Source organism: Periweissella cryptocerci (genome assembly GCF_004358325.1).
GTDB lineage: Bacteria > Bacillota > Bacilli > Lactobacillales > Lactobacillaceae > Periweissella > Periweissella cryptocerci.
Window position 1 is genome coordinate 2,878,159 of record NZ_CP037940.1, and the last position, 13,800, is coordinate 2,891,958.

General features: G+C 42.6%; 11 protein-coding genes. All 11 read left to right on the plus strand.

What is annotated here, in order from left to right; translation table 11 throughout:
* Positions 1 to 111 precede the first annotated feature (111 nt).
* The 11 genes from EQG49_RS12960 (at position 112) to EQG49_RS13010 (ending at position 13,782) form a co-directional block, all read left to right on the plus strand.
* Entirely contained in the window at positions 112 to 1,149 is a 1,038-nt protein-coding gene (locus EQG49_RS12960) for a helix-turn-helix domain-containing protein (RefSeq protein WP_133364383.1), read from the plus strand.
* A complete protein-coding gene (locus EQG49_RS12965) occupies positions 1,146 to 2,591 on the plus strand; it encodes a RecQ family ATP-dependent DNA helicase (RefSeq protein WP_133364384.1) in 1,446 nt (481 codons plus the stop codon). Before EQG49_RS12960 ends, EQG49_RS12965 begins: the two co-directional genes overlap by 4 nt.
* 63 nt (positions 2,592 to 2,654) lie before the next feature.
* Positions 2,655 to 3,311 (plus strand): hypothetical protein, encoded by a 657-nt coding sequence (locus EQG49_RS12970; RefSeq protein ID WP_133364385.1) that lies wholly within the window; start codon positions 2,655 to 2,657, stop codon positions 3,309 to 3,311.
* A gap of 27 nt (positions 3,312 to 3,338) precedes the next feature.
* Positions 3,339 to 4,034, plus strand: a complete 696-nt coding sequence (gene cmk, locus EQG49_RS12975) for a (d)CMP kinase (RefSeq protein ID WP_133364386.1) — start codon at positions 3,339 to 3,341, stop codon at positions 4,032 to 4,034.
* Between the two features lie 76 nt (positions 4,035 to 4,110).
* Positions 4,111 to 5,313 carry a 30S ribosomal protein S1 gene (gene rpsA, locus EQG49_RS12980; RefSeq protein ID WP_133364387.1) on the plus strand — a complete coding sequence of 401 codons (1,203 nt, stop codon included), beginning with the start codon at positions 4,111 to 4,113 and terminating at the stop codon, positions 5,311 to 5,313.
* 142 nt (positions 5,314 to 5,455) lie between these two features.
* Entirely contained in the window at positions 5,456 to 6,766 is a 1,311-nt protein-coding gene (gene der, locus EQG49_RS12985; RefSeq protein WP_133364388.1) for a ribosome biogenesis GTPase Der, read from the plus strand.
* Between the two features lie 139 nt (positions 6,767 to 6,905).
* Positions 6,906 to 8,150, plus strand: coding sequence for a tetratricopeptide repeat protein (locus EQG49_RS12990; protein WP_133364602.1), 1,245 nt, complete (start codon positions 6,906 to 6,908; stop codon positions 8,148 to 8,150).
* A 576-nt stretch (positions 8,151 to 8,726) separates the two neighbouring features.
* Positions 8,727 to 9,107 carry a hypothetical protein gene (locus tag EQG49_RS12995; protein WP_133364389.1) on the plus strand — a complete coding sequence of 127 codons (381 nt, stop codon included), beginning with the start codon at positions 8,727 to 8,729 and terminating at the stop codon, positions 9,105 to 9,107.
* A 48-nt stretch (positions 9,108 to 9,155) separates the two neighbouring features.
* Positions 9,156 to 9,794: a plasmid pRiA4b ORF-3 family protein gene (locus EQG49_RS13000; protein WP_133364390.1), complete on the plus strand. Its 639-nt coding sequence runs from the start codon at positions 9,156 to 9,158 to the stop codon at positions 9,792 to 9,794.
* Positions 9,795 to 10,096: 302 nt separating this feature from the next.
* Positions 10,097 to 11,608, plus strand: coding sequence for a Ppx/GppA phosphatase family protein (locus EQG49_RS13005; protein WP_133364391.1), 1,512 nt, complete (start codon positions 10,097 to 10,099; stop codon positions 11,606 to 11,608).
* Complete coding sequence (locus tag EQG49_RS13010) at positions 11,605 to 13,782, plus strand: RNA degradosome polyphosphate kinase (protein ID WP_133364392.1); 2,178 nt, start codon at positions 11,605 to 11,607, stop codon at positions 13,780 to 13,782. Before EQG49_RS13005 ends, EQG49_RS13010 begins: the two co-directional genes overlap by 4 nt.
* The last annotated feature ends 18 nt before the right edge of the window (positions 13,783 to 13,800 follow it).

Consider the following 13,800-nt stretch of genomic DNA (forward strand, 5'->3'; position numbering starts at 1 on the left):
CGGTTGTGCACCTACCCCATTGTTTATGCTAGATAATTAACACAAAGTAAATTTTAATGGTCGGTAGTATGCCGACCGTACATAGTTCACCAATTAAGAAAGGGAGTAGCGATGCCAATTCCATATTTGATTACGAAATTGCGGGCCGATGAGTGGCGGCGGACAAAAGTCATTGCAAATGCGTGGCAATCAACGACCACGACCATGTCAACGGCATTTTGGGCGTTGGCGTATGACATGCTCCCAGAGATTGGCTTATTCAGTACAGATGTCGAAAAGCAACTGTTGCAATTAAAAAACGGCGGTTTGGTGGAATTCAACGAGAGCGGTTTGGTCCGGTTAACAAGTAGTGGGCTGGCCGCTCAAGCTGACTATCGTGATAATCATTACGTACCCCAGCATTTACAAATAAATTTAATGGCGGATGTGCGGGCGTTCCAAGATGTATTCCTATTAGTGAATCAATCGATTTCAGAATTGGCGCACCATAACGCTAAGTTTTATCCATATCAGATTGACTTGCGAAATCAATGGCAAGTCAAGGCGTGGTTAAAGGCTCATCCGCGAGAGGAATTAATTAACGCTTGGCGCGAGGCATTAACTACGTGGCTTGTGACCCAAGACGAGTTGGATGCTGATTTATTTGCGGCAACATTATTTGGGTATGAGATGAACGGTCAGTTATTGCAAGCTCTACCAGGACGGCCGGAATGGGTCGAAACGGATTGGCTCTTATGGCAATTAGATTGTTTTGCGAGTTTGATGACGACCGGTCTAGAACAGCAAAATATCATTGGCGAACTAGTGGGGTTAGTTGGGCGAGATATGTTATCCGAAAGTAACGTTGCTTCAATTCAAATGTGGCAACAAGGGCAATCATTTGAGCAAGTGGCCCATTCACGGCGATTAAAGCTTAGTACCATTCGTGAACATATTCTACGTGGCGCGATGTTTCGCAATTGGACACCCGAGCAAGTGCGCTCAATTGTGCCACCAGCTGAACGGATGAAACTGTTTGAGACATTTGATGTGCAACCATTTGATCAGTGGGTGTATAAAGATTACGCAAATGGGGATGATCCAATATTTTTTATGTATTTTCGATTATTCCAAATTGCACAGATTAAGGAAAGGGCGGCGAAAGCATGAACGAAACGGAAGTTAAAATGCATGCCATTTTAAAAGCACAATTCGGCTTTGATGATTTCCGCCCGGGCCAAGAAGAAGTCTTAACCGCGTTACTAGTTGACCAGCAAAATGTTTTAGCGGTGTTGCCAACTGGTACTGGGAAAAGCTTACTATATGAATACGCAGGTTACGTGCTTGGTGGGACAACGGTAATTGTGTCACCGCTCCTTTCTTTGATGCAAGATCAAGTTGCACGGTTAAACTATCATGGACAACGGCAGGCAGTCGCGATTAATTCAATGATGAAGCCGGCCACGAAGAATTTTGCCTTGCAACACTTAGAGCAATTCCGCTATATCTTTATCGCACCAGAAACGCTCGTTCAAGAACCCGTGATGCTAGCATTACAACGGTTGCAAGTGAATTTGTTTGTTGTAGATGAAGCCCACAGTATTGCACAATGGGGACCGGATTTTCGCCCCGACTATCTTGAACTAGGGCGAGCATTTCAGCAATTAGGACAACCACGATTGCTTGCATTAACCGCAACGGCTAGCGAAACGGCGCGCCACGAAATTTTAGCCCAGTTTAATTTGCCGGTCGCGCCACAAACTATTTTATATTCAGTCAATCGCCCCAATATTCATTTGCGCACAGAACGATTAGCGGATGATAAGACGAAGCAACAACGCTTATTGAGTTTGGTTAAAGAGTTACCAGGCGCCGGGATAATTTATCTTTCGAGTAAAAAGTTAGCCGATCAGTTGGTCATAACACTCCAACAGGCAAACGAACGGCGTGTGGCGGCATACCATGGGGATGTGACTGGTGACCAACGTTACGCAGTCCAACAACAATTCATGGCTAATCAATTAGACGTGATTGTCGCGACGTCGGCCTTTGGCATGGGAATTGATAAAGCTGATATTCGTTGGGTCATCCATTATCATTTATCGAATGATTTAGAAGCATATGTGCAAGAAATTGGCCGGGCTGGGCGTGATCAACAACCAGCGTTGGCGGTACTCTTATATGGACAAAACGATGAGTACTTAGTGCGCAACTTAATCGATACCAGTTTGCCAGTTGAAGGCGACATCCAACATTTTTTCAAGCGCACTCCAAATTACACGTTTGACCCACAACATGAACGCTTATTGAACTACTATCAAAACCGCGGTCTTAGCGCAGCTCAAGTCACGCAACTTTTTCGCCAGCGTGTTGGCTTACGGTTTCGCGCACTCGCAGCAATGCTTGACTATATTGAAGCGGCGGATGATAAACGTAATTATTTGTTAAAGTATTTTGGTGAAACACCATTAGAAGCGCCAGCCGATGGTAATTGGTCAACTGAGCAAACGCCACTGGATATTCCGGCATTAAACTTGCCAAGTGCAGTTGAACAAGTTCCAAATTTGGGCTTGTTAGGGTGGCGTGAGACGCTAGAAAATTTGTTTGGCTGAAAATCATCAACTTCTAGCCGATATATGGTACAATAATGTTTGAAATTTTTTAGGAGGAGAAGCATGAGTCAGAATAATAATGACCAACAAAAGCAACCTTGGGATTCTTCCTTTGGTGGCGAACAGTCAGAAGAAAATTTGCCATCGCGGACATCAATCCGTAAACGTAGCAAACGTTCAACTTTTATTTTAAGTCTCCTAATTCTGGCTGTAATTTTACTTGCCGCAATTCCGGTTTATCGATTTGTGGTCGATGTGAACAGTTCCAATACACCGAGTGATGACGTTGCAAGTAGCCAAACAACGGTGAAAACTTCGGAGCCCTCATCAAGCAAGGCTGAGTCAAAGTCTGATGATAGTGCTGCCAGCAAGAAAGCTGCCACAGAAAAAGCAGCTGAAAAATCTAAAGCAAGCAGTCAAAAAGCAGCTAAGGCGGCTAAAGCTAAAGCTGCCAAAAGCTCTTCGATAGCAGCTAAGGAAGCTGCCGAGGTATCATCTGAAAAAGCCGCAAATGCAGCTTCAAAGAAAGCCGCTAAAGCTTCAAGCAAAGCTGCTGCTAAGGCCAAAAAAGACAAAGACAAGACATATGCGACTGTGACAGAAGTGAATGGTTACCGTTTTGCGCTCGCGCATGGGTTAACATTGGCTGAGTTACAACATTTGAACCCTGGTGTTGATTTAAGTAGTGTTCACCAAGGTCAAAGTTTACGTGTTAAGTAAATATTTTTGGATAGGATCGTAGTAAAAATGACAGACAAAATGCAAGTAGCAATTGATGGCCCAGCTTCGGCCGGTAAATCAACAATTGCTAAGATTATCGCTAAAGAATTTGGTTATATCTACGTTGACACTGGTGCAATGTACCGGACAATTACGCTCGCAGCAATGCGCGCAGGCTTAATTGTGCCTGGCCAAGAAACGGTCGATGAAGCCGCTGTAACGGCTTTGTTACCAAAAACGTTGATTGGCTTTACACCTGATCCAGCCGGACAACGGGTTTTCTTGAATGATGAGGATGTTAGCGAAGCTATTCGTCACAGTGATGTGAATGGGTTAGTTTCGATGATTTCAGCAATTCCTGCTGTGCGGACAGATTTAGTTAAGCGCCAACGTGATATCGCGGCCTCAGCTAGCATTGTGATGGATGGCCGTGATATTGGAACTACTGTTTTACCTGATGCACAAGTAAAGATTTTCTTAGTAGCTAGTGTTGAAGAACGTGCGGCCCGGCGTTTTAAGGAAAATCAAGAAAAGGGGATTGATACTAACGATACGCTAAGCGAAATCGAAGCATCAATTGCTCGTCGTGATTACCTTGATTCTCACCGCGAAGTTTCACCATTGGTCCAAGCTGCTGATGCACAACTTGTTGATACAACTGGCATCGATATTCCAACTGTATCAGCGAACATTGCATCAATCATCAACGAAAAGTTGAAATAAAAATAAAAAGATAGTAAATTAGAACGAAATAGGGTATTATATACTCTAGAGTCGTTTTATTGGAGGATTGTTTTTCATGAGTGAAGAAAACAACGAATTTTTAGCAGCACTTAACGCCGCTGACGAAATTAACGTCAACGATGTTGTTAAGGCACAAGTTTTAGGTTTTGACGAACAACGTCAAACTTTAGTATCAATCGAAGGCACTGGTCTTGAAGCAGTTATTCCTGTTCGGGAATACTCAAACAACCCAGAAGCTGATATGACAACCGAATTAAAAATTGGTGATGTCTTAGATCTTGTCGTTATCCGTAAAATCGGTAGCGATAAGGAAGGCGGTTCATTCCTTGTTTCTAAGAAGCGCCTTGAAGTTAAGAAGGCTTGGGAAACTCTTGAAAAAGACCACAAGCCTGGTGATATCCTTGAAGTACCAGTTATCCAAGCCGTCCGTGGCGGTCTTGTAGTTGACGCTGGTGTTCGTGGATTCATCCCTGCATCAATGATCGAAAACCGTTTTGTTTCAGACTTGAACCAATACAAGGGTCAAACTGTTCGTGCACAAATCGTTGAAATCGACCCAGCGGACAACCGCTTGATCCTTTCACGTCGTGCCGTTCTTGACGCTGAACGTTCAGAAGCTGTCGAAAAGGTCTTCTCTACTCTTAACGTTGGCGACATCGTTGAAGGTAAGGTTGCTCGCATGACTGACTTCGGTGCATTCATCGACCTCGGTGGTGTTGACGGTCTTGTTCACGTTTCAGAACTTTCATACGACCGCGTTTCTAAGCCTTCTGACGTATTGTCAGCTGGTGAAGATGTTAAGGTTAAAGTTCTTGCATTGGACAAAGACAAGCAACGTATCTCATTGTCAATCAAGCAAACACAACCAGGTCCTTGGGACAAGGTTGCTGAAGAAGCACCAGAAGGCGCAATCCTTGATGGTACTGTTAAGCGTTTGACTGATTTTGGTGCGTTTGTTGAAGTTGCTGCCGGTGTTGAAGGTTTGGTTCACATTTCACAAATCTCACACAAGCACATCGAATCACCTTCTGATGTATTGAAGTCAGGTGAAACTGTTAAGGTTAAGGTCTTGTCAGTTGATCCAGCAGCGCAACGCTTGAGCCTTTCAATCAAGGCCCTTGAAGAACGCCCAGCATCAGAAAAGTCTAACGACAACCGTCGTGAAGACAACAAGTCTGCATCATCATCAGATATCAAGAACTATTCTTCTGACGACGATGACGAAGGTTTCACACCATTCGCTGATTTGTTGAAGTAATTTGACTTTAATAAGAGAGATCGGCTTGCCGGTCTCTTTTTTATTTAAATGAAAAGTATCTGGCCGATATTTTTCTAATTGAGAAACGCGTTTGTGTCGTTTCGGAAACTTAACTTAACGTATAGAACCAAAGGAGGCTCTTATGGCTTATCCACTCGTAGCGATTGTTGGTCGCCCAAATGTTGGGAAATCAACTATTTTTAACCGTGTCGTCGGTGATCGTATTTCGATCGTTGAAGATACACCAGGTGTGACGCGTGACCGAATTTACGCGCGTGGCGAATGGCTTGGACGTGAATTCCGCTTGATTGATACTGGTGGGATTGATATTGACGACCAACCATTTATGAAACAAATTACGGAACAAGCTGAAATCGCCATTGATGAAGCTGACGTAATTATTTTCATGGTTAGTGCCCTTGAAGGGTTAACTGATGCCGATGAACGTGTCGCAAAAATTTTGTATAAAGCTGATAAACCGGTCATTCTCGCCGTCAACAAGGTTGATAATGTCGAAAAACGTGCGGAAATCTTTGATTTTTATGCGTTAGGTTTTGGCGAACCATTCCCAATTTCTGGTGCACACGGTATCGGTCTTGGTGATATGCTTGATGAAGTGATCAAGTCATTCCCTGAAGATACTGGTGACGATGATGAAGATAAGATTAAGTTCTCATTCATCGGTCGGCCTAATGTTGGTAAGTCATCATTAGTTAATGCTTTGCTCGGTGAAGAACGGGTTATCGTGTCACCAATCGAAGGAACGACGCGTGATGCCATCGATACTAAGTTTACCGATGAAGATGGTGATGAATTTGTCATGATTGATACGGCTGGTATCCGTAAGCGTGGTAAGGTATACGAAAATACTGAAAAGTACTCGGTTATGCGTGCCATGCGTGCGATTGATGATTCTAACGTGATTTTGATGGTCTTAGATGCCGAAACTGGTATCCGTGATCAAGATAAGCACGTGGCTGGTTATGCCCATGAAGCAGGCCGGGCCATCATCTTAGTTGTCAACAAGTGGGATACACTTGAAAAAGACAACCACACAATGCAAGAATTTGAAGAACACATTCGCAACGAATTCAAGTATTTGGATTATGCGCCAATTGTCTTCGTTTCTGCAAAAACCCACCAACGTTTGGATAAATTACCAGCGTTGATCAAGGCTGTCAACGAAAACCACAAGAAGCGGATTTCAAGTTCTACCTTGAATGAAGTCTTGTTGGATGCTATTGCTACAACACCAACGCCAACTGTTCACGGGAAGCGTTTGCGTATTTACTATGGTACGCAAGTGGCAATTCAACCACCAACATTTGTTATTTTCGTTAATGACCCTGAAATGATGCACTTCTCATACCAACGTTTCCTTGAAAATCAAATTCGGAATGCCTTTGATTTCACTGGAACGCCAGTGCACTTAATCATTCGTGAACGTAAGTAAATAAAAACAATAGGTCTAGTCATTGAATTGGCTAGGCCTATGTTAGTCAAATTGGTTATGCGGGAGTTACTTAACTGGAATGGCTCCAAGCTGATGAAATACGAGGTGAATTACTTTGGAAACTGCATATTCTGAACAAATGTTGACAGCGTTAAGCGCCGGTCAACTCGAGGAAGCACAACGCGTGTTTGCGTTAGCTTTACGGCATGATGACGATGATATGTTATTTAGTTTAGCGGAAGAATTGTATGGTTTAGGTTTCTTAAAACAATCCAAGCGGACGTATTCGAAATTATTGGAAACTTATCCCGACGCCGATGAAATTCGGATTGGTTTGGCCGATGTTGCCATTGATGAAGACGAAATTGATGAAGCTTTGGGTTACTTGAGCGAAATTGAAGAAACTTCTGATGCATATGTCGAAGCATTATTAGTAACAGCTGACTTGTATCAAACTGAAGAATTATACGAAGCTAGTGAACAAAAGCTCTTGAAAGCCTATGAACTCGCACCGGATGAACCAGTGATTTTGTTTGCCTTGGGTGAATTTTATTTCAACATGCGCCAATTCAAGCAGGCGATTACTTTCTACAAGGAAATGTTGTTGCAAGGGCTGAAATCATTCTCACGGGTTGATTTAGTTTCACGAATTGGGGTCGCATACGCCCAAGCTGGTAACTTTGACAACGCGATTGGGTATCTTGAACAAATTCACGAAGCCGATATGACGGCCGACGTACAATTCCAATTGGGCTTTACGTATTTCCAATTGAAAGAATGGGAAAAAGCTGCCAAAGCCTTTGAAGGTTTGGAAGACATGGATAACCAGTATGGTAGTTTGTATCCATATTTAGGCCAAGTTTATGTTGAGTTAAACCGTTTGGAAGATGCGTTGCGGACGTTCCAAGCAGGGTTAGCGGTTGATGAATTCAATGAAAACTTGTATCGTTTGGCAGCAGAAACGGCCATTAAGTTGTCTGATGATGACCAAGCCATTAAGTACTTCCTACAAGGCTTAAACATCGAACCCGATGATACAACGATGGTGTTGGAATTATCAAACCTCTATGTCCAAAAGGGTGAAGATGATAAAAACGTTGAATTGTTGAGCGCCTATGTCCAAAATGATGAAATTGATCCCCAAATCTACTGGAATGCCGCTAAGTCATTAGCCCGCGTTGACCAATGGGATTTGGCCCGGAAATACTGGGAAGCAGCACAACCATATTTCATGGAAAATGGTGATTTCTTACGCGAAGCATTTGATTTCTGGCGTGAAGACGGTGATTCTGCCAATGCGATTGTCTTAGGACAAGCGTACTTGAAGGTTGAACCTGAAGATACGGAAATGATTGATGCCGTAGATTCGCTCGAAAATTACTAAGATAGTATCCGAAGACGACTTTTGTAGCGATACAGAGGTCGTCTTTTTGTGATTCTATTTTGTCTGACGTGGAATTGAATATAATTGATCACACTGCGTGCTACCACTCCGTTAGTTAGTAATAAATCTCAAACTAGTGCCTAAGGTAGATTCCGTGGCACGTGAGTATTCTTAAACAAATGAGAATCTCACGCTAAATGGAGCCTTTTTTCATATTTTACAAATGCAATAATATTTATGTCGCCATTAATCTGCACAACGAGTAATATAGTGTGACAAAGAAAACGCGCAATATCAAAATGCAATTAATTCAGCGCCGGTTTATTGAACGTTTTTTCACATATTTGCATTTTATCTCACTAGGACGGCTAATGTCGATAGTTAAAATTGATACGTGAGTATGTTATTGTGCGGTGCAAATGCTGTTCCATCAATGATTTGGTTAGGGTATTCTAATAATGGTATTCATTATCGCCGAAAAATAAATATATGTTTTTATTGTGTATTAATGAGCATTATAGTGCTATAATTTTATCAAATGAAAACTAGGAAAGTCGTTTGAGAGATATATTTAAAATGATCATTGAACTAATAACAATACTAATTTGTCTTATTATTGTACCAACAGCTGTCGGCATTATTTTATTTAATATTAATAGCTTATGGCTTAATACTATTGGGCTGGTAACTTTCATGGCGCTGTTTGTACTGGCGTCGCCCCCAATGTATGACTTCTTGGAAGGTTCGCATCCCCACAGCCCCGAATGGTTTAGTAAAGTTGGCCATTGGCTTGTTACAATGGGGGGCAATGACAAATCAGGTGTTGTTTGGTCTTTGAGCTTTTTTGTCTGGGGCGTCTACGTAATTATTTTGCTAGGAAATGTTTTGGCGTGTGTGAAAGCTAAGAGGCAAGCTGTGCGGCGACTAGGGAAGGTTGATGAATCAGCTCTAAATTAGGCTGACCGAGTTAATAATAATTAACACAAGCAGAGCTAAAATGGTAAGATGGAAAGAATAACTTACGATAAGGAAATTGCGATGCTTACACTTAATTTTGAATTACTCGACGCTGTGAATCCCTCAACGCGGGAGGTTTTAGTACCTGAAAACTTTTCTTTTGCCAAACTACATACGTTAACCCAATTGCTGTATGGTATGCAAGATTCCCATTTGCACCTGTTCAAATCCACCGACGATGTTGTTCAGGTTTTTGCGACCTTTGATAAAGAAGGTTACGACGAAGCGATTTACTATCAAGAAAGCGCGGCGACGAGCAACTTGCTTGAAAAACCGATTGATAAAACAATTTGGTATGAAGATGAGTTGAGCATTGATGAAGTGATTGTGCCGAGCCAGCCGTTTGTTTACGTTTATGACTTTAATGATGATTGGGAAATCGCAATAACGCGTGGTGCGATCGATGAAAATGCCAAAAAAACTGATTCACCAGTTGTCCTGAAGACAGTCGGATCAGATATTATTGAAAGTATTGGTGGTCCGGTGGGTTTAGCGCATCTGCAAGCTGTTTTGGACGATCCAAGTAATGAAGAATATGATGACTATGTCGCGTGGCTGCACGACACCGAAATCAATGTGCCCACTACATGGGGATTAAACAACATGATTCAGCAATTTTTTAAATAACAAGCAGCGCCCCCCGATTTCAGTTATCCGCGGATAAAATGGAATTTGGGGCTTTTTGCGGTTTTAGCTATTTTAGCGTGGAATTCTCATTTCTATAATTTTATTCAATCCCACGTCAAACTCAATAGGCGGTATCCTTAAACAGCGGTATATCATAGTATTACGAACGTTAAGCCGTAGAAAAATCTATGAATGCCCTTAAATTACATGTTTTATCTAAATTACGAGTAGTCTTTACAAAATCTTCACACCCAATAACGTATAATAGTAACTAATAACAATTACGAAATGGGGGCGATTAGATGGCTAAGAAATTAATTGGTGAGATATTAGTTGGGACAACTAGTATTGAACTTGTCATCAGTAACACACGGACATTACAAGTAATCGAAAGTGTTCAAAAAAATATGCAAGATGGTTCCGAAATTTATGATTCCGGGGCCTTACCAATTGCGTTAGTGCATCGTTTATTGGCGGCACTGCAAGGTTTTCGCCAAATTTTAGCGGATTATGATGTGCAGAATGTCCGTGTCTGGGGTAGTGAAATGTTTGCACATGCCTCGAACGCCGAGTATATCGCCGATCAAATCTATCTAGCGACCGGATTTACGATTCATTGGTTGAACAGCAGTCAGGAAGTTTTCTACCGTAACCAAGCAATCCGCACATTCTACCCAATGTTTGAGGAACTCGCAGCTGATAAATTATATATTATTGGTATGAATAATGGGCGGATTGATTTAGGCTATTATGCGCAAAATGATTTCCGCTATTCACGAAGCGTGGCATTGGGACCAGTGCGCATTGCCGAAGAAGTGGAAGATATTGAGAGCCAAATTGTTGACTATCCGCAATTTTTACGCGATTTCATTGCTAGTAAAATTGCCGATTTTACGCGGGTTTTACCGATTACGGAACCCAGTGAAAACTTGTTGCTGGTGGGTTCGACAGTGCTAAATGATATTTTTATCGCACCACGCGGCCAATCACAAGAAATCACGCTGTCGGATTTCAGTAAGTTACAACGTAAGATGCAGCGCATGTCACAACAAGCCATCAGTGATGAATATGGCATTGAACCAGCTATGGTGCGCTATGTATTACCAGAACTCTTCTTGCTGGAACGGGCATTTGCGATTACCCATGCCAAACTAATTACACTTGTGAAAATGTCAGTCGTTGATGGGCTTATTTTTGCTGACAGCGATACTAAACACATTGGCGATGCTGAAATCATTACCTCCGCCCGCGATATTTCTACGCAATACCGGGTAGAAGCCAAGCACCGCGATCAAGTTGAAAATTTTGCTTTGCATTTATTTGATCAACTAAAGCCAATTCACCAGTTAGATAGTCGGGAACGCTTATTGCTCAACGTGGTCAGTTTGGTACACGATATTGGGAGTTTTGTGAATAGTCATGCGCACTATCTCCACTCCGAAGATTTGATTCGGGGGATTGATTTTCATGGCATGTCAACGCGTGAGACCGAAATCATTGCGGCTGTGGCACGCTATCACAGCTCGCAGACACCGGACTCGGACGAATACGTCTTACAGCGGTTTAACCGTGCTGAACGCCTGTTAATTGCCAAATTAACCGCTATTTTACGGGTTGCAGATGCATTGGATGATTCACGCGGACAAAAAATCCAACAAATCTCCGTCTCGTTGCGAAGTGATGAAGTTGTCATTACAGCAGTCACGAGTGAAAATATTTTACTTGAAAGTTGGGTTTTCCAGCAAAAAGCTAAGTTCTTTATGGATGTGTTTGGCATCCAACCAATCTTAAAGAAAAGGATGAGTCGTGCATGAGTGAGAAAAAAGAATTTGCCAACCCTAAAAATTTTGTGAACCGTGAGTTAAGCTGGTTAAAGTTTAACGATCGTGTCCTCGAGGAAGCCCGCGACAAGCAAAATCCATTGTTGGAACGCGTTCGTTTCTTAGCGATTAGCCAGAGCAACTTGGACGAATGGTTCATGGTGCGCGTCGCCTCGTTAGCCCAAATGGTTAAAGTTGGCTATGACGGCAAAGACGCCGCCGGCATGACACCAATCGAGCAGCTAAACGCCGTTAGTGCCGCAGCTGGTGACCAAGTTAAATTACAGTATCAAACATTATCGCGGGTCTTGTTACCAGCGTTAAAAGAATACGATATCCAACTATTACGTTTAGCTGATTTAGATTCACGCCAATACGATTACTTTGAAGATTATTTCGATCGGGAATTATTTCCTGTACTGACCCCGATGGCAGATGATGAAACGCGCCCATTTCCATTCCTTGCCAACGATTCAATTAATATTGCCGTCCGTTTGACCAAGCCTGGTACGGAAACTGATAAGAAGGAAAAACTATTTGCCACCTTACAAGTTCCCGATAATGTGTTTAAACGAATTATTCCGGTGCCGGGTACCAGTAATCATTTTATTTTACTCGAAGACGTCATCAAGGAATTTGTCGCCAAGATGTTTCTTGGTTACGACGTCAAAGAAACCGCCACGTATCGTGTTTTGCGTGACATGGAGTTAGATGTTGCCGAAGATGATACCCCTAATTTATTAAAAGAAGTGCAAGCTAAGTTGGTCGAACGGGAACGGGGAGCAGTCATTCGGCTCGAAATCGAAAGTACGATGAGTAAGCATATCAAGACGCGTTTACAGGATGCTTTGAAAGTCGATGATTTCCGGACGTATGCGGTCAGCGGACCAATTGATTTGACGTTCATGTCAGAACTTGTAAAAGTAGTCAAAGATTTCCCTGAACTGAGCTATCCAAAGTTCCAAGCATACCAAGCCACAGATTTAGCTAAAGGCAACATTTTTGATACAATTCGCAATCAAGATCAACTGTTGCACCACCCATACGACACTTTTGATTCGGTAGTCCGCTTCATTCAACAAGCCGCTGAAGACGAAGACGTCCTCGCCATTAAAATGACGTTGTACCGCGTTTCGGGTGATTCGCCAATTATCAAGGCGCTTGGACTGGCAGCCCGGAATGGGAAACAAGTTACGGCCTTAGTCGAAGTGAAAGCGCGTTTTGATGAAGAAAACAACGTACACTGGGCGCAAGAACTTGAGCGGATGGGCGTGCACGTGATTTATGGTCTGCGTGGTTTAAAAACGCATAGTAAGTTAACATTAGTCGTGCGCCGCGAAGGTGATGAAATTCGGCGTTACTTGCATATGGGAACTGGGAATTACAATGACGTCACGGCGCATTTCTACACTGACTTAGGACTCCTGACGTCAGATACGAATATGGGCATTGATGCGGCCAATGTCTTTAATATTTTGTCGGGGTATTCTGAACCAGAGTACTTCCATAAGTTACACATTTCACCAGATGGTATTCGGGAATTCTTGGAAGAAAAGATTGCCCAAGAAATTGCTAATTCCAAAGCTGGCCGTCCAGCATACATTAAGTTTAAAGCAAACTCAATTTCTGATGCGCCAATCGTGCAACATTTGTACGCTGCGAGCCAAGCGGGTGTAAAAGTTGACTTGATTGTCCGGGGCATTTCAATTTTGCAAACAGGAATTCCAAATGTCAGTGAAAATATTGAATTGCACTCAATTGTTGGCCGTTTCCTAGAACATAGCCGGATTTACATGTTTGCCAATGATGGTGCTGCGGAAGTCTACTTATCAAGTGCTGATTTAATGACGCGGAATTTAAATCGCCGGGTTGAATTGCTCTTTCCAGTGGAAGATCCAGCCTTAAAACAACGCGTTGAGGATATTTTTGATACGCAGTGGAATGATAATGTTAAAACACGCGTGATGCAAGACGACGGTAGCTATCAAAAAGTAGATCGCCGTGGTTCGACCACCGCATTGGATGCGCAAATGAGTTTTGTGGAAGCTGCAGCGATGCAAGTCAAAGCCCAAGCAAAAGCGGCAGCAAAAGAAGCCCAACGGGAGCAATTTATGCCGTTGAATAATCCATTTGATGATGCGAATAAACCCACAAATACCCAAGAATAATTGCACGACGGAAAGGAA